Raw genomic sequence first — 21,444 nt, forward strand, 5'->3', positions numbered from 1 at the left:
GTCCGGCGGTGGGGGGCAGGGGGCCGCCGGGTCGCGCGACGCACAGGTCGCGAGGTCGCGTCACGCGACGACCGCACCGGCCGTCGCGTCGGGCCGCGCGTCGGTCGCCGCGTGGCCGTGGTCGATCAGCGTCGCGGGAAGCGATGTGTGCCACATCGAGCTCCTCGGTTGTTCCTTGTCGGTTGCTCGTCGTCCGGTCGTTCGTCGTCCGGTCGTTCGTCGTCCGGTCGTTCGCTGCACGGTGTTCCTTGTTAAACCATCTCACACCACGCAATCCGTGGTATGAACTTCTACCTCAGGATGGGTGCTCATGGGAAGCCGACGGACGGGAGGGATGTGGAACGACCCTCCGCGGCCTATGGCTATCCTGGATCTTGGGCCGTCGGATCACGTCGAAGCACGCGGAGGCGCCGTCAACGGCCGTCGTACGTCGGGCCGCACGCACGCCGCACGCGGTCCCAACGCACTGTCGAGCGCGTGGAGGATGGATGAGCGACCGCACGAGCGCGGGCGACCAGGGCCCCGTCCGCCAGGAGCTCACCGAGCGAGCGCGACAGCGGCTGTTCGAGGAGCAGGCGCTTCCGTACCTCGATCGGCTGTACGGCGCAGCCCTGCGCTACACGCGCAACCCCGCCGACGCCGAGGATCTGGTGCAGGAGACCTTCGCGAAGGCCTACGACAAGTTCCACCAGTACGAACAGGGAACGAACCTGCGCGCCTGGCTGTACCGCATCCTGACCAACACCTACATCAACCAGTACCGCAAGCAGCAACGGCGTCCCGACGAGTACCCCCAGGAGGATGTCGGGGAGTTCTCGCTGTACGACTGGCTCGCCGGGGCGGGCGCTTCCGCGGAGCACGAGGTCCTCGACGTCATCACCGCCGATGAGGTGAAGCAGGCCCTCGCCGACCTCCCCGAGCAGTTCCGCATGGCGGTGTACCTCGCCGACGTGGAGGGCTTCTCGTACAAGGAGATCGCCGACATCATGGATACGCCGGTCGGCACGGTGATGTCGCGTCTGCACCGGGGAAGGAAACAGCTCGAGAAGGCGTTGGCCGAGTACGCGCGTGAGCGCGGGATCCTGGGACGGGATGCCGCCGAACGTGTCTGACCGAGGACGATGACATCGCCGGGGGACCGACCGTGAGCGACGCAGGACGTGGCAGTGACGGCAGCATGAGGGTCGACTGTCCCGAAGCGCTCGAGCGCCTCGAGAGCTACCTCGACGGTGAACTGGACGACGCGCAGATCGCCGAGATCTCGATGCACCTGGCTCGGTGCTTCCCGTGCGGGGATCGTGCTGAGTTCGAGCGTCATCTTCGTGAGGTGATCCGCACCCGCGCCGCCGAGACCGCCCCCGCTGGGCTGTTGGAGAGGGTCCGGGTGCGCTGCCGCGAGACCGCCGTCCTGCGCGAGGCTGCCGCAGAAGCCTGAAGCGGGGCCGGTAGCATCGCTGGCTCCGCGTGGCTGCGGGCCGGACGGCGAGAGGGCTGTGTGTGGACGCCCCTACCCGCGACGACACGATCCTGGTGACCGGTGGGGCTGGCTTCATCGGGTCGAACCTGGTCGACCGACTCCTGGCGGAGGGCCGCCATGTGGTCGTCGTGGACGACCTGTCAACCGGTCGGCTGGCGAACCTGGCGGCCGCGCGTGCTCACGGCGGGGGCCGCTTCGAGTTCCAGCGGCTGGACATCACGTCCGGCGCGTTGGAGGCGGTGGTGGACAAGCACCGCCCCGACCTGATCATGCACCTGGCGGCCCAGATGAACGTCCGCGCCAGCGTCGCCGACCCCCAGCGCGACGCACGGGTCAACATCCTGGGCACGATCGAGGTGCTCGAGGCCGCCCGCCGCCACGGCACCCGGAAGGTGGTGTTCGCCACGTCGGGCGGGTGCATCTACGGGGAACCGCCGGAGGAGGAGCTGCCGATCGGTGAGGACCACCCGGGGTACGCGCACTCCCCGTACGGGGCCAGCAAGCGCTCCGCCGAGGAGTACCTGCGCACCTACCGTGAGCTGTACGGGCTCGCCTGGACGTCGCTGGCGCTATCCAACGTCTACGGCCCCCGCCAGGACCCCTACGGGGAAGCCGGGGTCGTGGCGATCTTCACCGATCAGATCCTCGCCGGTCAGCCGACCGTGATCTACGGCGACGGCGAGCAGACCCGCGATTTCGTCTACGTTGACGATGTCGTCCACGCCTTCGCCCTGGCGATGGAGCGGGGCGACGACGCGCGGTTCAACATCGGAACCGGGGAGCGCACCAGCGTCAACCAACTGTTCCGTGCGCTGGCCGCCGCGACCGACTACCCCCACGATCCCGTCCACGCCCCGCAACGCCCCGGTGAGCTCCGACACAGCGCGCTGGACTGCCGCAAGGCCGCCCAGGGCCTGGGATGGAAGCCGTGGACCACGCTGGAGGAGGGGCTGGCGGCGACCCTGCACGGCGTGGCGGACGCGACGCCGGCCTGACCACTCTTGGCGGCGGGTGGTGGCCGGCCCCCGCAGCAGTCATCCGCTGTCCGCGCGACCCGCCGCGTGCGATCCGGACGGTTACGCTGTGTGACGGCCAAGCGGTCTGGCGGTGAGGAGCGCGCCGTGGCGTCGTACGCCGAGGAGGTCGGGACCCGGCTTCGCCGGATCCGGATGCAGCAGGGGCTGTCCCTCCAGGACGTCGAGCGGCGCTCGGGAGGCAAGTGGAAGGCCGCCGTGGTCGGGTCGTACGAGCGCGGCGATCGCAACATCAGCGCCGCCCGACTGTGCGAGCTCGCCGAGTTCTACGGGGTGTCTCCCACCGAGGTGCTGCCGCAGGAGGATGCGCCCCGCCCCGTCGAGCACGCGCAGGCGATGGTGATCGACCTGTCCAAGCTCGACACCTCAGAGCGCTGGTCCGGTGTGCGCAGGTACTGCGAATCGATCCAGGTGGAACGAGGCGACTTCAACCGCCAGATCCTGTCGGTCCGCGCGGACGACCTACGGGCGCTCGCGGTGATCATGGGCACGCCCCCCGACACGCTCGTCGACGTGCTCCGCCAGGAGGGGATCCTCCTGGACCGCTGACCGGGACAGCCGGCGGTCAGCGGTTCCTCACCGCCGGGCCGGCGGCGCCGCCATCGCCCACCGCCGACGGCCGCGGCCCCCCACGTCGCTCGACTGGTGAACGGTAGGTCATCAGGTCGTGGACGAGCGGGATCAGCCCGGCCGCCAACGCGATGTCGCCGACCGAGATCACCGTGCGTAGCGCTGCCACCGGGACGATGTCCGCGAGCCACCGCAACCGCGCCGTGTCGGTCAGCAGCTGGTGCTTCCCGGCGAGCGAACGCCCCCCGCCGAGTCCCGCCGCTGCCATCGCGTCCGGATCGACCGGCATCGCGCCGTTCGCGGCGATCACAACCGCGTTGGCGACCAACCCGAGGAAGATCAGAGGCATCCCTGGGCGGTAGCGGTTCGCGGTGATCCATCCCACGACCAGCGCTTGACTGGTCAGCACCGTCGCGGTTGACGCCCAACCGTGTGTTCCCGACGCACCGAACACCTCGACGGCGACCTGCAGACCCAACCCGGGGAACAGCAGCCAGTTCCAGCGCAGGTCGGCTTCCGCGACGCGGTGCAGTCGCCCACCCCGGGCGACAGCGGTCGCGATCGCGACGACGAGGACCACCACGGTGAAGGGCACCCAGAGCACCTCCCTCCGCCCGCGCGCGAACGATACAGTCGACTCCAGGACACCTGCGTGGAGGAGGAACCGATGACCGTCGCCGCACGTCCCCTCGACACCCGTGAGGCCCGCCGTGTCATCCCACCGCGGCGTCTGCGCGACCGCCTCCACGATCGCATCCCCCAGGCGTGGTGCGTCGCCGCGGCGCTGGCCTGGGCGGCGCTGTTGAGCGTGGCCGTGGCGCTCGAGCCGGGAGCCGACGATCCGGCCGCGATCCCCAGCGCGGTCGACGCGTTGATCGCGACCGTCCTGTTCGGCGGGCTGTTCGCCACTGCCGCTGGGCTCGGCAGCCGCCGACGGATCGGGTTCGCTGCCTCCTTCGGCGCGGCGCTGCTGCTGCTCGGCGCCACCCTGGCATGCCCGGCGACCGGGCACCACGAGCTGGCCGGGTGGTGGTACGGGCAGTTGGCCGCCACCGGCGGGTTGGTGGGCATGAGCGGTTACGGCCTGTGGCGCGCGCCCCGCTCGTCTGACTGAACGTCTGCCCGGGGCGACACGATCGTGACCCCGGCCGGGGCGGCCGCGACGTCCTGTAGGCTCGAACGATCATGTCGTCCCCTGGATCCGGAAGACGCCGTCGCGACCCACGCCGTCCCGTCGGTGACGACCGCGTGCGCGAACTCGCACGTCCACTGGAGCAGGTGATGCGTCGCCTGCCCGAGGTGGAGCGCCGCGTCGTCGAGCTGCGCATGGGGCTCGTGGACGGCCACCCTCGCAACCTCGCCGACACCGCCCGCGGCCTCGGCCTCACCGTGCAGGAGGCCAAGGAGATCGAACAGCGCGCCTTCGACCGGATCCGCGAAGTCGTCCCGCTCGAGCACCTGCAGAAGCTGCTGAACAGCTAGATGTCGTCACTCCCTGAGCTGGTCAAGGTCCGCGCGGGGCTGTCCGACGCTGCGCTGGATCACCTGCAGGCCCTCGTCTCGGACTGGCAGATCCTCGCCGATCTGTCGTTCGCGGACCTGCTGCTGTTCTGCCGGACGCCCGACGAGCAGCTGATCGTCGTTTCCCAGATGCGGCCCTACACCGCCCAGACCTTGTACCACGAGGACCTCGTGGGTCGCGCCTTCCTGCCCGGGCAGCGCCCCACCGTCATGCGCTGCTTCAAGGACAGGCGCATCGTCCGCGACGGCGACCCCGACTGGTCCACCGGCGTCCCCGTCCGCGAAGAGGCCATCCCCGTGTGCCTCGACGGTGAGGTCCTCGCCGTCGTCACGCGCGAAGCGAACCTGTCGATGGTGCGCTCGCCGTCGCAGCTGGAGCTGACCTACCTGCAGACGGCCGGCGAGCTCGCACAGATGCTGGCCGAGGGCCACTTCCCGTTCCCGAGCGAGGACCACGAGCGGGAGCTGGCACCCAGAGTCGGCGACGGCCTCATGCGTGTGAACCCGGCCGGCATGGTCGTCTACGCCAGCCCCAACGCGATCAGCGCCTACCGCCGCCTAGGCGTGGTCGACAACATCGTGGGGCGCCGCCTCGCTGAGTTCGACCTCGACGACGAGGCGGTCAGCGAGGCGCTGGCCGACGGCGAGCCCCTAGAGAGCGAGGTGGAGGCCCGCGGGGCGGTGGTGCTGCGCCGTCTGATCCCGCTCGTGCGTGGGACCGACGTGCTCGGCGGGCTGATGATCATGCGGGAGGTCACCGAGCTGCGCCGCCACGAGCGTCTGCTGCTGTACAAGGACGCGACGATCCGCGAGATCCACCACCGCGTGAAGAACAACCTCCAGACGGTGGCGTCCTTGCTCCGGCTGCAGTCGCGCCGACTCGCCAGCGAAGAGGGCCGGGAAGCGTTGGGCGAGTCCGTGCGTCGTATCTCGTCGATCGCGCTGGTCCACGAGACCCTGTCGCAGGAGAGCCGCCAGCGGGTCTCGTTCGACAAGGTGGCCCAGCCGCTGATGGACATGCTCGCGTCGGGGCTGGCCGACCCGGACCGTCGCGTCAAGATGTCCCTGATCGGCTCGGCGGGGGAACTTCCCGCAGAGGTGGCCACACCGCTGGCGCTGGTCCTGTCGGAGCTGGTGCAGAACAGCCTCGAGCACGGCTTCCCGGACGGCAGCGGCGGCGGAGACGTCGAGGTGGTGCTGCACCGGAGGCAGGCCAGCCTGCGACTCACGGTGTGCGACAACGGGGTCGGGGTCGACGAGGGCTGGCGGTTGGAGAGCGATGCCAACCTGGGCCTGCAGATCGCGAACACGCTGCTGGTGACAGAGCTGGGCGGGCGGCTGGACGTCGGCCGCACGAGCCCTGACGGGGGCACGACCTGCATCGCCGAGCTGCCCCTGCCCGGTGCCGGGGCCGCTGTCGTCTAGAACCTGTCCGGCGCCGCGGAGGCGGCCGGGTCGCTGCGTTCCAACGAGGGATCCGAGGTTCGACCGGCCGACGAGGCGCGCACGACCGCAAAGGCGACCAAGCCGGCTATCGCGATCACCGCGACGATCAGCACCGGCCACCGCCAGCGGCTGCGGATCGTCGGCTCGTGCGGAACGGCGAACGTGGGGCCGTACAACTCATCGCCGCGACCGTGCGCCACCGGTTGTGGCTGCTGCCGGGGCGGGGCGGTCAGACGTGTCCGTGGACGCATGGCGGCCACCGTCACGCCGGTCGCGCGGATGAACGCAGCGGCGGTCGCACGTCAGCTGGCGATGCGGCGGCGCTGACGCTGGCGCTGTCGCTTCACCGTCCGCCGCTCCTCCTCGGTCAAGCCACCCCAGACGCCCGCGTCCTGGTTGGTGCTGAGGGCGAACTCGAGACACGGTTCGCGGACCTCGCACCGGGCGCACACCTGTTTGGCTGTCGCCGCCTGGTCGACCGCAGGTCCCGTCGTCCCGACCGGGAAGAACAACTCGGGATCCTGGTCCATGCAGGCTGCTTGGGTGCGCCAATCCATCGTCGGCCTCCGCGTAGAGGGGCGGCTTAGGCGGGACGGCCCGCGCTTGTGAAAGGTTTCTCGAAGCTCGGCCCGGGACTCTAGTCACACCTCGCGCCAGGGACAAGGGCTTGCGACACCCCGCCGTGTCCGTCCGCGACGCCGGAAGCGCACGGCCGCGTGGGATCGCTGGTCACGCTGAACCGGTCGGCGCCGGGCTCGGTGACCCGGTCGTCGAGCCGGGCGACGGCGTCTGCGTCCCCGACGTCGCGCTGACTCCGGCCGGGCTGGAGGAACCGGCCGACGGGCTCTCGGCCGACCCTGCGGTTGGCGTCTGGGTCGTGTCCCCGGCCGGGGACTGGGTCGTGGCGCCGGCCGCAGGCTGGGTCGTGCCACCGGCCGGAGGCGGGGTCGACTCGCCCACGGCAGGAGCGGTCGAACCCTGCGACGGGCTCTGCGTCGCCTGTGGGCTGTCCGAGCCGGTCGTCTCTCCGCCGTCGGGGGGAGCGCCCGGCTCGGATCCCGTCGGAGCTGGTGGCGGTGGCGGCGGGGGAGGCGGTGACGGGCAGGTGCCGGTCGGCACCAGGATCCGCGGCATCTTGCGGATCTCTCCCGGACACCACGGTGCTGCGCGCAGGCCCGTCTCAGGGTCGATCTCGACCACGACCTGGTACTCGTCGGGGAGGACGAACCCGGTCGGGGTCATCCCCGCTAGTGCCTGCTCCATGAACGCGCGCCAGATCCGGGCCGGCCAGCTTCCACCGGTGACCACGGCTTCGCCGTCGATGTGGCGCAACGGCCGGCGGCTCGGCTCGTTGGGGTACCCCATCCACACCGCGGTAGCCAGCTCGGCGGTGTACCCCACGAACCACGCGTCGGTGTACCGGCTGGTCGTTCCGGTCTTGCCGGCGACCTCCCAGCCGGGGAGCCGGGCCCGCACGCCGGTGCCGTCCTCGACCACCGCCCGCAGCATCTGCGTGGCCAGCCAGGCGACCCCGGGATCGATCACGCGGCGTGGCGTGCGGTCCGGTCGCCAGATCACGTTGCCGTTGGCGTCCTCGACGCGGTCGATCGGGGAGGCCGGGACGCGCATCCCGAGGTTGGCGAGCGTGGCGTACGAGGCGGCCATCTCCAGCGGCGACACGCCGACCTCGGTGCCACCCAGGGCGATGGCCGGGTTGGTGCCCAGGGGCGACGTGACGCCGAGCGCACGCGCCGCCGCCACGACACGGCCGATGCCGATGTCCAGCGCGATGCGGGCGTACGCCGCGTTCACCGACGAACGGGTGGCCTGGTCGAGGGTGATGGGCCCGTAGTCCACCCGGTCGTAGTTGCGGACCGGCCACCGGTCCTGGTCGGTGGGACCCTCGTTGATCCGGAAGACGCCCTGGTCGCCGTTGACGATCGTCGTCGGCCGGTACCCGGCGGTGAGCGCAGCGACCAACACGAACACCTTGAACGTCGAGCCGGGCTGGCGTCGGCCCAACGTCGCGAGGTCGAACTGGCTCGTGTGGTAATCACGGCCTCCGACGGAGGCACGGATCGCGCCGGTATCCGGCTCGATCGCGACCAGGGCGACCTCCGGGTCGCCCGCGTCCGCGAAGAAGCGGCGGGTCGATGCCTCCGCCTCGGCCTGCATCACCGGATCCAACGTCGTGTGGATGCGCAAACCCCCGCCGTACAACAGCGCTGCCCGCTCCGCCTCGCTGGACCCGAAGGTGGGTTCGCGTCGCAACGTGCGGACCACGAAGTCGACCCAGTACGGCTGGACGGTGGCGGGCGACGCTGGCCGCGGCTGCACCTGCACCGGCGTGGACAGGGCTGCCTCGATGTCGTCGGCGCCGATCAGGCCCTCCTCCCGCATGGCCCGGAGGACCCGGTCACGGCGGGCCGTGGCTGCCTCCGGCGCTTCGGACGGGTTCAACGTCTCGGGTGCGCGGATCACTGCGGCCAGCAGCGCTGCCTCCGGCAGGGTCACCTCCGAGACGTCCTTCCGCCAGTAGGTGGAGGTGGCCGCCTGCACCCCGAACGCCCCGTTGCCGAAGTACACGGTGTTGAGGTACTCCTCGAGGATCCGATCCTTGGACCACTTCCGTTCCAGGTCGCGAGCCAGCAACGCCTCGCGCGCCTTGGTCCGGATGTTGCGGGGCGCGTCGGGCAGGTACAGGTTCTTGACCAGCTGCTGGGTGATCGTCGACCCACCCTGCTCGACCTCACCTTCGCCGACGTTGTGCAGCGCGGCGCGGGCGACCGCACGCGCGTCGACGCCGGCGTGGACCCAGAACCGCTTGTCCTCGGCCACGACCACCGCATCGCGGAGGACGTCGGGGATGCGGTCGAGCGTGACGCGCTCGCGGAACTCGGTGCGCAGGACCGCCAGGTGGTTGCCGGCGGCGTCGTACACGTGCGACTGCTCGGGCGGACGGCGGAGCGCGTCATCGATCCGGGGGGGTTCGAGCGTGACGACCTCGCCACAGGCCGAGGCGATCATCGCGGCGGCGACCACCGCCGCCCAGCGGCGCACACCGTGGCGCCAGCTGAGCACATCCGGCCTTCCGTCGACGGGTCGCTACGAACGGTAACCCAGGTTCCGACCGCCTCCTGCGGTCAACGACCGGTCGGGCCCGACGGGGACCGACCCGACAGGGTCCGCCTCAGCCCAGCGCCTCGGCGAGGTCGGCGCACAGGTCGTCGACGTGTTCGATCCCGACGGACAGGCGGAGCAGGTCGTCGGGGGCCTCCAGCGGCGAGCCGGCGACGGACGCGTGGGTCATCACGCCGGGATGTTCGATCAGACTCTCGACGCCTCCCAGGGACTCCGCGAGGAAGAACAGCCGGGTCGAGCCGGCGACCCGCCTGGCCTCGTCCGCGCCGCCGTGGACCTGGAAGGAGATCATCCCACCGAAGTCGCGCATCTGGCGGGCGGCGACGTGGTGACCCGGGTGGCTCGCGAGGCCGGGGTAGTAGGTGCGCCGGACCTTGGGGTGAGCGGCGAGGAGGTCTGCGATCACCCGGGCGTTGGCGCAGTGGCGTTGCATGCGCAGCGCCAGCGTCTTCGCGCCACGCAGGGTGAGGAAGCAGTCGAAGGGGCCGGGCACCGCCCCGGCCGCGTTCTGCAGGAAGGCGATCTCAGAGGCGGTGTCGGCATCGGTACACACCGCCCCGCCCACCACGTCGGAGTGTCCCCCGATGTACTTCGTCGTCGAGTGCACCACCACGTCCGCCCCGAGCTCCGCGGGCCGCTGCAGGTACGGCGTGGCGAAGGTGTTGTCGACCACGAGTTCCGCGCCGTGGCGATGGGCGAGGTCGGCCAGCGCGGCGACGTCGCTGATCTTCAGCAGGGGGTTGGAGGGGGTCTCGGCCCACACCAGGCGCGTGCGGTCGGTGAACGCGGCGCCGACCGCGTCGAGGTCGGTGACGTCCACGGCGGTGTAGGAGACACCGGTCCGCGCCAGGACCTGTGCGACCAGCCGCCAGGTCCCGCCGTACACGTCGTCGGGGAGGATCAGGTGGTCGCCGGGGTCGAGGCGCCGCAGCACCGCGTCGGTCGCCGCCATCCCCGAGGCGAACGCGACACAGCGTTCGGTGCCTTCCAAGCTCGCCAGACACTCCTGGAGAGCCGTCCGCGTGGGGTTGCCCGTGCGGGCGTAGTCGTACCCGCGATGCTGCCCCACGGCCTCTTGCGCGAACGTGGACGTCTGGAAGATCGGGACGATCACCGCCCCGGTGGTCGGCTCGGGTTGCTGGCCGACGTGGATGGCGCAGGTCTCGAACTGCATCCGCTGTCAGCCGCCGACCCGGTCGGGATCGGGCCGCGAAGGCGCCCGTTGCTTGGCCGTCCGCAAGGCGTCGAGGAGCCGTGCGAGGGCGTCGTCGTCGAACGCGGAGCGGACCCGCGGGAACAGCTCGTCTTCCTCCTCGTACAGGTGGTGCAGGAGGTTCTCGGCGAGGACCTCGACCTTGGCGTCGAACTGCTCGTGCGTCGCGTCGAGGTCGTCCAGCTCGGCCATCACGACCTCGATGACGTGGTGCTCCTCGATCTCCTCGCGGATGTCGTCCTCGGCCTGTGGCACTTCGCGCATCACCACGGGGTAGAAGGCCTCCTCCTCCATGGCTGAGTGGCGCACCACCGCGGCGATCAGCTCGTCGATCACCTCCTGCTTGGTGGCGTGGTCGTCGGGGTCGATCTCCTCGTAGCGGTCGAGCAGCGCCCGGAAACGATCGTGGTCCTGTTGGATGAAGTCGAGTGCGTCCATGCCCTACCGCCTCCGCTGCTACCACCTCCGCCGCCGCGACCCTACGCCCCGGATCCGCCCGCCGCGGTTGTCCGTTCAGCGCTGGGTGGCCAGGAACGACAGCAGGTCCGCGCGGGTGAGCACCCCGATCGGTCGCTCGCCATCGATCACCACCACGGCAGGGCTGCCGGCCGCGAGGTCGCTGAACACGTCATCGAGCGAGGCGTCGACCTCGACCACCGGGAGGGGAGGTTGCAAGACCTCGATCACCGGTTTCTGCATCGCGCGCGCGTCCTGCAGGACGGCGTCGAGGACAGCGTTCTCGCGGATCGAGCCGATGACGCCGGCGACCGTCGGTTCGTGCTCTCCTTCGCGGAACACCGGTATCTGGCTCACGCCGAACTCCTTCAGCAGTGCGATCGCCTGCGCCACGGTCTCGTAGGGATGGCAGTGGATCAGCGTGGGGATGTCATCGGTCTTGGACCGCACCACCTCGCCGACCGAGACCCGACCGCCCTCGCGGTCCAGGAAGCCGTGCTCGGCCATCCAGTGGTCGTCGTAGACCTTGGAGAGGTAGTTGCGACCCGAGTCGGGGAGGAGCACCACCACCGTGTCGCCGGGTTCTCGCTCGCGCGCGACGTCCAGCGCCGCGACCAGCGCCGTCCCCCCCGACCCACCGACCAGGACGCCCTCCTCGCGGGTGCAGCGGCGCGCCATGCGGAACGAATCGCGGTCGGACACCCGCACGTACCGGTCGACCACGCCGGCGTCGAACGTCTCGGGCCAGAAGTCCTCGCCGATGCCCTCGACCAGGTACGGGTGCGCCTCGCCGGTGTAGACCGACCCTTCCGGGTCGGCACCGACCACCTGAACGTCGGGTTTGCGCTGCTTGAGGTAGCGACCCACGCCGGTGATCGTCCCGCCCGTCCCGATCCCGGCGACGAACACGTCGATCAGGCCGTTCGTCTGGCGCCACAGCTCTGGACCGGTCGACAGCTCGTGCGCCACCGGGTTGGCCTGGTTGAAGTACTGGTTGGTCTTGAACGCGCCCGGGGTCTCACGGGCGATGCGGTCGGACACGGAGTAGTACGACCGCGGGTCGTCGGGCTCCACCGCGGTGGGGCAGACCACGACTTCGGCGCCGTAGGCCCGCAGCAGGCTGATCTTCTCCTGCGACATCTTGTCGGGCATCACGAAGATGCAGCGGTACCCCCGGTGCGCCGCGGCGATCGCCAGCCCGACACCGGTGTTGCCGGAGGTCGGCTCCACGATCGTCCCTCCGGGCTTGAGCAGGCCGCCGGCCTCGGCCGCCTCGATCATCGCGATGCCGATGCGGTCCTTCACCGACCCGCCGGGGTTGAGGAACTCCAGCTTGGCGACGACGGTGGGGGCCACGTCACGCGCGAGCCGGTCGAGGGCGACCAGCGGCGTGTCGCCGATGAGGGCGACCAGGTCGGGGGCGACCTCCCGGCCCAAGCTGTCCCGGTGCCGGCGTGGACCCGACAGCGGGTCGTACCCGGCCCCGGCCGTGTCGACGTACAGGGACCGGTCGGTGGGATCGACCACGTCCGCCGGCCGTTCGAGGGACGTGTCTCCCATCGTGCGCGCTCCTGACCGTGGGCGCCGTCGCCGCCCCGTGTCGATCGAGGCTAGCGAGCGGGGCGTCTCGCGCCGTCGACAGCACCACCGTGACGTTCGCGGTCACGTCCAGCGGCACGCTCAGCGTGAGCGACCCGGTCGCCGACCCGGCCACGCACACGCTCGGGAGCGGCAGCTTCGACGCGGCGTCGACCGGGTTCGCCACGGGCGCCCTGCCCACGGTGACCGTCACCGACAACCGCAACCCCACGCTGGGCGGGTGGACCGTCGCGGTCGGGGCGACGCAGTTCAAGAGCGCCACGAACCAGGCCGGCACCACCACACCGCTGCACACCATCGCCGGGTCGAACGTCTCGTACTGGTCCGGTGCGGCCACCGTGGCCAGTGGCACGGTCGTGGCGGCCGGTCAGCAGCTGGCCGAGACAGGCGCCGTCACGCTCAGCCAGTCGCGGGACGCGGTGGTCGCCACAGGAGCGGTCGGGAACAACAGCGTGACGTTCACGCCGAGCCTGAAGGTGAACATCTCCGGCGTCCCGGTCGACACCTACACCGGCGTGATCACGCACTCGGTCACCGGAAGTTGATCACGCGTTGCGTCGCCGCGCTGCTGGCAGCCGCCGTGCTGGCGGCTGCCAACACGCTCGCCGCGGCGGCACAGCAGGCAGAGGGGTCGTTGGGGATCCGCTTGGTGGACGCCCCGGTGGAGCGCCGTAACGACCCCCGTGCGCACCGCTCGATCGTCGACCACGTGGCTCCCGGTGCCGTGATCCAACGTCGGGTCGAGGTGGTCAGCACGCTGACGGACCCGGTCGCGGTCAGGCTGTACCCGGGCGCTGCCGAGATCCGTGACGGCTCGTTCCTCCCCAGCGACGAGCGCAACCAGCTGGTGTCGTGGATCGAGGTGGAGCCCTCCACCGTCCGCCTCGCCCCCGGCGAGCGCGCTCAGGCCACCGTCCGGATCGCCGTTCCCCGGGATGCCTCGAGCGGTGAGCGCTACGCCGTGGTGTGGGCGGAGCTCCCACCCCGCGGTGAGAACATCCAGGTGGTGAACCGCGTGGGCGTCCGCGTGTACCTGTCGGTGGGGCCGGGTGGTGAGCCAGCGACCGATTTCACGGTCGAGTCACTCACCGCGTCGAGGGGCAGCCACGGGCGACCGACCGTCCAGGCGCAGGTCACCAACCTCGGTGGTCGGGCCTTGGATCTGGTCGGTGAGCTGACGCTCACCGAGGGGCCGGCGGGTCTGACCGCGGGCCCGTTCCCGGCGCAGACGGGGACCACGATCGCGCCCGGCCAGTCGGCCCCGGTGACGGTCGTCCTGGACACCGCCCTGCCGGACGGGCCGTGGCGGGCGAGGCTGGAGCTGCGCTCCGGTGAGCTGGTCCGCGCCGCCGAGGCCACGATCACGTTCCCGGCGCAGGCCGCGGCGCAGCAGCCGCCGGTCGAGGCCGAGATGACGCCGGTGGACCCCCAGAAGCGGGTGCTGGTCGCCCTCGCTGTCGCCCTGATCGTGCTGACGTTGATCGCGCTGGCCGGGTACCGGTGGTGGGCGCGGCGTGTGTGAGGCCGGTTCAGCGCCTCGGCCGGTCGCGGAGGAAACCCTCCAGTCCGGGCAGGGCGAAGGCGACCCGCCCGTAGCCGTCGGGTCGGAGCAGGCCACGCTCGATCAGGCGCCGGCGCGCCCAACCCCACTGCTCCGCGGTCCCACCCAGGCGCTCGGCGATCTGCGTCGACCGCCGGGCCGCTGGTCCGAGGTCGGCGACCGCGTCCAGGTAGCGGCGTTCGGCGTCGGGCACCTCCGCCAGCCGCGACGAGTAGATCCCCGCGGCCGCACGCCGCCCCGCAGCCACACCGGCTGCCGCAGCGTCGTCGCGGATGACGCTGCGTGCCCCGTGGTCAGCGGCGGCGTTCCAGGCCTCGTACCCCATCAGCTGCACGAAGTACGGGTAGCCCCCGATGGCATCCACGAGCGTGCCCAGCGCCTCCGACGTGAACCGCACGCCGCGTTCCTCAGCGGGCACCGTCAGCGCCTCGACGACCGGACCGTCGCCCAACAGGTCCAGGTCGTGCTGGCGGATGCGTTCGGCGTACGTCGACGATGCGGCCCGCAGCACCCCCAACGAGTGCGGCAGGCCCGCCACCACCGTCAGCACGGGCAGGCGGGCGCCGGGTTCGCGCTCGCGGCGGGCGCTGCGCTGCAGCGCAGCGAACAGCGGACCCATCTGCGCGGCCGGCATGGCGTGGATCTCGTCGACGGTGAGCAGCACGGCCGTGTGCGCCTCAGCTGCCGTCTCGCCCACCGCCTCGAGGACGTCGCCCAGGTCGGTCGCGAGGTCCCCCGAACCGCCCCGCCGTGCGGCCGGTTCGACCTCCACGGCGAGCTCGAAGGTGCCGTGCTTGACGCCGAAGGCGGCCAACACCGCCAGTGCACGGTCGACGTACTCGCCGATGCGGCGGTCACGGTCGTGGTCGACGAGGATGCGGTGCAGGTCGCGCAGGAGCGGGACGAGCGCGTCGCCCGTCCGGGTCGCTTCGACATCAACCGCCCAGACACCGTTCGCACGAGCCTCGACGACCAGCTCCGCCAGCACGGCGGTCTTCCCCATGCCACGGTCGCCCGACAGCAGCCGTGGCTGCTCGTAGATGCCGCGGCGCACCCGGCGCAGGGCCGCCTCGAGGTCGGCGAACTCCGGTTCGCGTCCCGCCAGGGCCGGCGGCACGACCCCGAAGCCCGGCACGTACGGGTTGTCGTCGCGGCTGAGGGCCACGCAAACTCCGTCCTGCTACGCGTGCGAACCTTAGCAGCAGGCGGCGATGGGGCGGTTCCGCTGGCGGGCCGCCTAGGATCGAGGCGTTCGAGCGGGGGCTGTCATGTCGCGCAAACGCATCGCAGGGATCGTCCTGATCGTCCTGGTGATCGCGGCGGTGGTCGCGGTGGCGGTCGTCCCAACCGGCGGTGGTCGCGGCCGGACAGGCGACGCGGTGGCGGTCGTGCACCTGGCCGGTCCGATCCAGGACAGCGTCGGTTCGCCCCTGGGCGGGGCCGCGATCACGCCCATGCTCGTCCGTGAGCGCCTCGAGGCCGCCGAGCACCATGCAGGCGTGCAAGCGGTCGTCCTCCGGCTGGACACGCCGGGCGGGACGGCGGCGGCCTCACAGGAAGTCGCCGCTCTGATCGCGGAGTTCCCCTTGCCGGTCGTCGTGTCGATGGGAGACGTCGCCGCGTCCGGCGGGTACTACGCCGCAGCCGGCGCTGACCGCATCGTCGCCAAACCCGCGACCATGACCGGGAGCATCGGGGTGATCATGACGATCCTCGACGTCCAGGGGCTGCTGGACAAGCTCGGGGTCGAGGTCGAAGCCGTGACCGCCGGACAGCACAAGGACATGCTCCTACCGGGACGGATGACCCCCGAGCGTCGCGCGATCCTGCAGACCATGGCCGACCAGCTGTACGACCAGTTCGTCACGGCGGTCGCGGACGGCCGGGGCCTGTCACAGCAGCAGGTACGGCAACTGGCGACCGGGCAGCCGTACACCGGTCAGCAGGCGCTCGACCTCGGACTGGTCGACGTGCTCGGCGGCCTGGACGAGGCGGTCAACGAGGCCGAGGACCTGGCCGGCATCGAGGACGCCCACGTGATCGAGCTCCGCCCGTCGCTGTTCGAGCAGCTCTTCGGTGGCCCACAGTTCGGGGCGGTGCAGAAGCTGCTACGCCGAGGTGTCGAGGGTGACGAGATCGGCGCGCTGCGCTCCCTGCTCGATACGGTCATGGCGCCCCGGTACGGAGCCGCTTGATGAGCGACATGAGCAACGACGATCGCCGCGACACGTCGGACGTCGACGAGCAGGCCAGCGGTGTTGATCAGCAGGCCGGCGGCTCGCGCGTCGACGAGCAGGCCGACGTCGCCGAGACCGGACTGCTCGAGACGGTGGTATCGGTTCTGACGGAGCCGGTGCCGACCCTGCGCCGGTTGACCGCGCATCCCAACGTCGGATGGGCTGTGATCGTCGCGGCCGTCGTGGGACTGCTGTCGTGGATGTCGACGGTGGCCGGGTTCGGGGCCGGCCCCGCGCAGATGCAGGGGGCGCAGCCGAACCTGGCGGAGCTCCGCGGGCCGTTGATGGCGGCGGGGGTCGTGGCCGGGCCCGTGTTCGGGATCATCGGCTTGACGATCTTCACGGCGATCCTCCACGGCGTCAGCCTGCTGCTCGGCGGCGAGGGCTCCTTCCGTGGGCTGTTCAGCGGGCTCGGGTTCGCCTACGTCCCCTCGGCCTTCGGTGTCTTCGGCCAACTGCTGCCCGTGGTGCTCGGGATGGCCGGGGCGCTGCTCGGCGCGATCGTCAACCTCGGCATCAGCATCTGGGCGCTCGCACTGGCGGTGATCGCGGTCCGTGAGAACAACCGGTTCTCGACCGGGCGAGCGATCGCGGTGGTGCTGATCCCGGCCGCCGTCTTCATCGTGCTGTTCATCGTGCTGATGGTGGTGGTGTTCTCCGCCTTGGCGGGCGCCGGCGGCGGGTTCCGGCCCTAGCTCACACGCCCGCGTCTGCGGGTCCTGGGGGTCGTCATCCTGCGACGGGCAAGGGTCGTTCCCGGTCAGCGCCCCCACACGTCCGGTGGACGCGAACAGGCGGGCGCCTGGCGAGGAATCTTACATCACCAAGCCGTTCCGGTATCATCCGTCCGGACCCGGCCCGGAGGATGGCGTGCGCCGCACCCAGATCTCGCTCACCGAGCAGCAGCATGCCGCGTTGGCGCGGCGCGCCGACCAAGAGGGCACCTCGATGGCCGCGTTGATCCGGGAAGCACTCGACCGGATGCTCGCCGAGGACTGGGGCGTCGTCCGCGACCGAGCGCTGGGGACGGTCGGCCGCTTCCAGGACGAGGCGACCGACGTCGCCCGGGACCACGACCGCTACCTCGCCGACGCGTTCGGCGACGCGTGACCGTCCTCGTCGACACCTCCGCCCTGTACGCGCTCCTCGTCGCCACGGACGCTGCACACGACGTCGCTAGACGGGCTTTCGCGCGTCACGCCGAGCCGGGCCGTCTGGTCACCCACAACTACGTCGTCGTCGAGACGGTCAGCCTGCTCCAGGTCCGCATCGGGACCGACGCGGTCCGGTCCCTCGTCGACGAGCTCCTGCCGGCGCTGATCGTCGGCTGGGTCGACGCCGAGACCCACGCGGCCGCGCTCGCCCGCGTCGCGGACGGCCCCCGGTCGGTCTCGCTGGTGGACCGGGTGAGCTTCGCGGTTATGCGTCGGCGCGGGATCACCACCGCCTTCGCCTTCGATGAGGACTTCCGCCGGGAGGGCTTCGAGATGGTCCCGGAGAGCTGAGGTGGGCCGCCCGACCGGTCAGGCGGTCGTGCCGCGTCGGGTGCGATCGTGCGGCATCGGTGACCTGCCAGATTCTAGGCCTCGTCGTCGGGCGACGAACGTCGCCCCGCGCGTCGCCACCCGGCAGCCAGCAAAGCGCCACCGAGCGCGAGCAGACCGGTCGCGGCCTGCCCGCCGCCGGTGGCGGGCAGGACCGGTGTGGTCGACCCGCTGGCCGACTGCGCCTGCTGCGCGGTCTTGGTGTCGCTGGTGGTGTCCGGTCCTTCACCCTGGTCGGTGGCCCGCAGGATGTAGATGCCGCGGTTGAGGTCGCTGTTGAACACCAGCAGCTCACCGGTCCTCGGGTGGATGACGGCCTTCGACCCCCAGAACCCGAAGTTGGCCTCCTGCACGCTGTGCGGATCAGCGTCGTTGTCGTCGTCGTGGTCTGTGGCGAGGGGAACGAACCAGGCGACCTCGCGGAACTCCCCATCGGCGCCGTGGGGTTCGAGGACCCGGACGCCGTCGGTGTACCAGGCGAAGTACACCCGCCCGTCGGGCCCCACGATCGGGTTGTGGGCGCTGAAGACGTTCTCGGGTCCCTGACCAGCCACCGTGTCGACGTGGGGTGCCTTGAACGTCGAGACCTCTTTCCAATCAACTGGCTTGGGGCTGGTCGCGTCGACCACGCGCATGAAGCCCCAGGGGTTGACCTCGTCGGGTTCCTGCAGCTGCATGATCACCGTGACGTCGGATCCCAGGGCGCCGATCGAGTCCAGCAGTCGCTCGCCGGGTTCCCTCGCGATCATCATCGCGGGGATCGCGCCGGTGGCCAGCCCGGACGTGGTTCCCTCCGGTTGGTCGTTGACCACGATCAGGCCGGCCGCCCCGGCGGTCTCGGCGATCGTGACCTTCTCCTGGAACAGCGGGCACAGGGTGCCGCCACGGCGGGCGACCGCGATCCAGCCGTCCAGCGTCGCCCCGGTCGTCGCCGCCTGGGTGTAGGAGCACCCGAACCCGTCATCGGAGGCCAGCGCCGGGAACGGTCCGGTGCCCTCTCCGGTCAGGGGTCGCGTGCCGGTGAACTCCGCACCTTGGAACCGCTCACCGTTTCGCACCGCCGCGCCCTCGGGGGCGGAGGCGATGACGGTGAACGGTGCGGGCCCCGGCCCGACGAAGTCCTCGTCGCCGACGACCACCAGGTGTCTCCCACCGATCATCAGCGGGACGGCCGCGTGGGTGTTGCCCTCGTTGTCGGTCCCACCGGGCTGGATCTGGCCGATGAACGCCGGTTCGGTCGGGTCTTGGACGTCCAGCAGGATCAGGCCCGCGTCCCAGAACGACAGGTAGGCGATCTTGCCGTCGTCGCTCACCCACACGTCGTGGAGGTTGCACGACGCCAGGTGCTCGCCCCGCGGCTCGCACAGCTGGTCGAACGTGGGTCCACCTTGGGTCTGGGCGTCGGCAAGGGCCCACTGGGACACCAGTTGGGGGGCGTTGGGATCGGAGATGTCGACGAACTGCACCGTGCCGACCAGGTCCTCGCCGGTGACCAGGTCCGAGTCGTTGTGCACCGCCGCGACGAACGCCTTGCCGAGGTCGGGTCGGTGGAAGGCGAACAGGTTGTGGGTGCCCGACCCGCCGTTGTTGAAGCTCCCCAGGCGCTCCGGTGCGGTGGGGTCGCTGACGTCCCACAGCTGGAAGCCGGTCTGTGCGCGCGGGATGTCGTTGACGGCGTCGATCAGCGCGACGCCGAGGTCCGCCCCGCAGGGCTCCAGGGTGTGGGCCAGGATGTCCCCGCTGAACACGATGTCCCCGCTGGACGAGGACGTCTCCACGTCCTCGACGACCTTGACGTCGTTGTTCTGCGATCCCGGGACGGTCGGGAGCTTCGCGACGACCATGGGGTTCGCGGGGTCGGTGGCTTCCACGACCCACACCCCCGACTTCTGCGGGTCCTGCGGGTCGTCACGCTGCGACGGGCACGGGTCGTTCCCGGTCAGCGCCCCCCACGTCCCGGTGTAGGCGAACAGTCGGGCGTCTGGTGTGCCGTCTTGGGTGACGTGCGTCCAGATGTCGGTGTTGAACCCCTTGTTGCCGAGGTTGTGGAAGCCGACCTCCTCGAGGCCCTGACGTGGGTTGTCGAGGTGCGAGTTCCCGCCGGTCGCGGACGGGGTCGCCTGTTGTCGCTGCGCCGCGGGATGCGCAGCGGCGGGCGCCACGCCGGCCAGCACCAGCGACGCCACCGCCGCCACCAACCGGATGCCGATCACACGTCCCATGGCCTGCCCCTCACCCAACGGGACGCCTCGACGACGGTCCCGACGTGGAGTGCGACGTTCGCTCGGCGAACCCTAGCCCTCACCGTCGACGCCAGGATGCCAACGCAGGCTCGCGTCAGGGGAGCCGAGGATCGCCTACGCGACGGCGTCGATCATGCGTCGCGCAGCTTGGGAGGCAGCTCGTCGATCGGGGCGAGGAGGGCCTCGGCAGCTTCGCGGGCCTCATCCTCGGGACCGTCCCGGCCGCCGCCCCGCACCGTCTACCCTGCGCCAGGCACAGGCTCGGAGGCGACGTGACCACGCGCGGGCGGATCCGACGCCGCTCGTCGCTCGTGGCCGTCGGAGTGCTGCTGCTGGCCGCCTGCGGGGGCGCGACCGGCCCGGCCGACCCCACCGACGCGCTGATCGACGCCGTCGAGCGGAGCTTCTCCGGGTCGTTCGCGTTCCACGTGCAGGCCGATCTGGACGACGCTGCCCGCGCCGGGCTGGCGTCCGGCGAGGTGCCGATCGGGGCGCTGCTGGACAGCCTGGAGATCACCGGGCACACGTCGGGCGGTGACGCCGTCCAGTTCACGGTCGCGGCGACGGGCCAGTCACTGTTCGAGATGCGCCGGACCGACGCGACCCACACCTACCTGCGCACCGACATCGGGTGGATCGCCGAGGCGTTGGGCCTGCCGTTGGATCGCGAGGAGTTGCTGGCCGACACGCAGCAGGCCCCGCAGGCTGTGACCGAGATGTGGACCGCCCTGCTCGACGGCCGGTGGGTGGGCATCGTCGGTCAGCCGCCCGAGCCGCCCGAGCCCCCCGACAGGATGGGGCTGAGCGGCGGCGTGGACACCTCGAAGATGCAGGCCGCCCAGCAGGAGGCCTTCGGCGGTTCCCCGGGCGAGTTCGCTCGCCGCTTCACCAGCGCCACGGTGGCGGCCGGCGACAGCGACGGCGCGAACGCGCGGGTGCTGGCCGTGGTGTTGCACACCCGGGCGATGGCCGAGGCCATGGCGGCGGCGATGGCCGAGGCGCTCGGCGAGGACGTGGCAGGCGACGCCGAGCAGGCGCGCCGCGACCTGGAGCGGATCCCCGAGACGGTCGGCGGGGTGACGGTCGAGGTCTTCAACCGGCTGATCGACCGGGTCACCGTCGACGTGTTCGAGCTGGCCCGCTCCCTGGGTGAGGGCGCCGGTGACGGGCCGGCCGGGTCGCTGCGGCTGGTCGCCGGGATCACCCAGCACGGCTCGGCCGGGGCGGTCGCCGCGCCCGACGACGTCTTGCAGATCGCCGCCGAGGACCTGGGCCACTTCCACCCGGGCGGGTTCCTGCCCGTCCCGGGCGTGGGTTCGGCCCTGATGTGGCCGCTGGCGGTGGCGTTCCTGCCGATGGGCGCCGGCTCGGTGGCCGTGGACAGCTCGGTGCAGGTCGGGGT

At 71.3% G+C, this 21,444-nt stretch carries 23 protein-coding genes; 14 read left to right on the plus strand and 9 right to left on the minus strand.

Annotation, left to right across the window (positions count from 1 at the left end):
* Window positions 1–488 precede the first annotated feature (488 nt).
* From M3N57_10805 to M3N57_10820, 4 genes are all read left to right on the plus strand, one after another.
* The gene (locus M3N57_10805; GenBank protein ID MDP9023156.1) at window positions 489–1,112 is read left to right on the plus strand and encodes a sigma-70 family RNA polymerase sigma factor; all 624 of its coding nucleotides are present in this window, start codon (window positions 489–491) and stop codon (window positions 1,110–1,112) included.
* 32 nt (window positions 1,113–1,144) lie between these two features.
* Entirely contained in the window at window positions 1,145–1,435 is a 291-nt protein-coding gene (gene rsrA, locus M3N57_10810; protein ID MDP9023157.1) for a mycothiol system anti-sigma-R factor, read from the plus strand.
* A gap of 62 nt (window positions 1,436–1,497) precedes the next feature.
* Window positions 1,498–2,472 (plus strand): SDR family NAD(P)-dependent oxidoreductase, encoded by a 975-nt coding sequence (locus M3N57_10815; protein MDP9023158.1) that lies wholly within the window; start codon window positions 1,498–1,500, stop codon window positions 2,470–2,472.
* Window positions 2,473–2,562: 90 nt separating this feature from the next.
* Window positions 2,563–3,060, plus strand: a complete 498-nt coding sequence (locus M3N57_10820; GenBank protein ID MDP9023159.1) for a transcriptional regulator — start codon at window positions 2,563–2,565, stop codon at window positions 3,058–3,060.
* Window positions 3,061–3,076: 16 nt separating this feature from the next.
* Here M3N57_10820 and M3N57_10825 read toward each other — a convergent pair whose 3' ends face one another.
* Complete coding sequence (locus M3N57_10825) at window positions 3,077–3,685, minus strand: DUF5317 domain-containing protein (GenBank protein ID MDP9023160.1); 609 nt, start codon at window positions 3,683–3,685, stop codon at window positions 3,077–3,079.
* A 63-nt stretch (window positions 3,686–3,748) separates the two neighbouring features.
* Between M3N57_10825 and M3N57_10830 the strand changes: the two genes are divergently transcribed.
* The 3 genes from M3N57_10830 to M3N57_10840 all read left to right on the plus strand — a co-directional run bounded on the left by M3N57_10830 (window position 3,749) and on the right by M3N57_10840 (window position 6,027).
* Entirely contained in the window at window positions 3,749–4,195 is a 447-nt protein-coding gene (locus M3N57_10830; protein MDP9023161.1) for a hypothetical protein, read from the plus strand.
* 134 nt (window positions 4,196–4,329) lie between these two features.
* Complete coding sequence (locus M3N57_10835; protein ID MDP9023162.1) at window positions 4,330–4,563, plus strand: hypothetical protein; 234 nt, start codon at window positions 4,330–4,332, stop codon at window positions 4,561–4,563.
* Window positions 4,564–6,027 (plus strand): PAS domain-containing sensor histidine kinase, encoded by a 1,464-nt coding sequence (locus tag M3N57_10840; protein MDP9023163.1) that lies wholly within the window; start codon window positions 4,564–4,566, stop codon window positions 6,025–6,027.
* Here M3N57_10840 and M3N57_10845 read toward each other — a convergent pair.
* The 6 genes from M3N57_10845 to M3N57_10870 form a co-directional block, all read right to left on the minus strand.
* Window positions 6,024–6,299: a hypothetical protein gene (locus tag M3N57_10845; protein MDP9023164.1), complete on the minus strand. Its 276-nt coding sequence runs from the start codon at window positions 6,297–6,299 to the stop codon at window positions 6,024–6,026. The genes M3N57_10840 and M3N57_10845 overlap by 4 nt on opposite strands.
* A 51-nt stretch (window positions 6,300–6,350) precedes the next feature.
* Window positions 6,351–6,605 (minus strand): WhiB family transcriptional regulator, encoded by a 255-nt coding sequence (locus M3N57_10850; GenBank protein MDP9023165.1) that lies wholly within the window; start codon window positions 6,603–6,605, stop codon window positions 6,351–6,353.
* 172 nt (window positions 6,606–6,777) lie between these two features.
* Window positions 6,778–9,129, minus strand: a complete 2,352-nt coding sequence (locus tag M3N57_10855) for a PBP1A family penicillin-binding protein (GenBank protein ID MDP9023166.1) — start codon at window positions 9,127–9,129, stop codon at window positions 6,778–6,780.
* Between the two features lie 109 nt (window positions 9,130–9,238).
* Window positions 9,239–10,363 carry a cystathionine gamma-synthase gene (locus M3N57_10860; GenBank protein MDP9023167.1) on the minus strand — a complete coding sequence of 375 codons (1,125 nt, stop codon included), beginning with the start codon at window positions 10,361–10,363 and terminating at the stop codon, window positions 9,239–9,241.
* Between the two features lie 6 nt (window positions 10,364–10,369).
* Window positions 10,370–10,840, minus strand: coding sequence for a hemerythrin domain-containing protein (locus M3N57_10865; GenBank protein MDP9023168.1), 471 nt, complete (start codon window positions 10,838–10,840; stop codon window positions 10,370–10,372).
* A gap of 75 nt (window positions 10,841–10,915) precedes the next feature.
* The gene (locus M3N57_10870) at window positions 10,916–12,418 is read right to left on the minus strand and encodes a cystathionine beta-synthase (GenBank protein ID MDP9023169.1); all 1,503 of its coding nucleotides are present in this window, start codon (window positions 12,416–12,418) and stop codon (window positions 10,916–10,918) included.
* A gap of 125 nt (window positions 12,419–12,543) precedes the next feature.
* Here M3N57_10870 and M3N57_10875 point away from each other — a divergent pair, with 125 nt between their 5' ends.
* Window positions 12,544–13,002: a hypothetical protein gene (locus M3N57_10875; protein MDP9023170.1), complete on the plus strand. Its 459-nt coding sequence runs from the start codon at window positions 12,544–12,546 to the stop codon at window positions 13,000–13,002.
* A complete protein-coding gene (locus M3N57_10880) occupies window positions 12,999–13,979 on the plus strand; it encodes a peptidase (GenBank protein MDP9023171.1) in 981 nt (326 codons plus the stop codon). The genes M3N57_10875 and M3N57_10880 overlap by 4 nt, the downstream gene beginning before the upstream one ends.
* A gap of 7 nt (window positions 13,980–13,986) precedes the next feature.
* Here the strand turns inward: M3N57_10880 and M3N57_10885 are convergent, their stop codons facing one another.
* Window positions 13,987–15,183, minus strand: a complete 1,197-nt coding sequence (locus M3N57_10885; GenBank protein MDP9023172.1) for an ATP-binding protein — start codon at window positions 15,181–15,183, stop codon at window positions 13,987–13,989.
* A gap of 103 nt (window positions 15,184–15,286) precedes the next feature.
* Here M3N57_10885 and sppA point away from each other — a divergent pair, with 103 nt between their 5' ends.
* The 4 genes from sppA to M3N57_10905 all read left to right on the plus strand — a co-directional run bounded on the left by sppA (window position 15,287) and on the right by M3N57_10905 (window position 17,760).
* Entirely contained in the window at window positions 15,287–16,213 is a 927-nt protein-coding gene (gene sppA / locus M3N57_10890; protein MDP9023173.1) for a signal peptide peptidase SppA, read from the plus strand.
* 8 nt (window positions 16,214–16,221) lie between these two features.
* Entirely contained in the window at window positions 16,222–16,950 is a 729-nt protein-coding gene (locus M3N57_10895; GenBank protein MDP9023174.1) for a YIP1 family protein, read from the plus strand.
* Window positions 16,951–17,125: 175 nt separating this feature from the next.
* Entirely contained in the window at window positions 17,126–17,365 is a 240-nt protein-coding gene (locus M3N57_10900; protein MDP9023175.1) for a ribbon-helix-helix domain-containing protein, read from the plus strand.
* Entirely contained in the window at window positions 17,362–17,760 is a 399-nt protein-coding gene (locus tag M3N57_10905) for a PIN domain-containing protein (protein ID MDP9023176.1), read from the plus strand. The genes M3N57_10900 and M3N57_10905 overlap by 4 nt, the downstream gene beginning before the upstream one ends.
* Window positions 17,761–17,834: 74 nt before the next feature.
* Here the strand turns inward: M3N57_10905 and M3N57_10910 are convergent, their stop codons facing one another.
* Window positions 17,835–20,021, minus strand: coding sequence for a hypothetical protein (locus M3N57_10910; protein MDP9023177.1), 2,187 nt, complete (start codon window positions 20,019–20,021; stop codon window positions 17,835–17,837).
* Window positions 20,022–20,314: 293 nt separating this feature from the next.
* Between M3N57_10910 and M3N57_10915 the strand changes: the two genes are divergently transcribed.
* Window positions 20,315–21,444 (plus strand): hypothetical protein (locus tag M3N57_10915; GenBank protein MDP9023178.1); only part of this gene is annotated, 1,130 nt, incomplete at its 3' end.

The organism is Actinomycetota bacterium, from assembly GCA_030776725.1.
In the GTDB taxonomy this organism is placed as follows: Bacteria; Actinomycetota; Nitriliruptoria; order Nitriliruptorales; family JAHWKO01; genus JAHWKW01.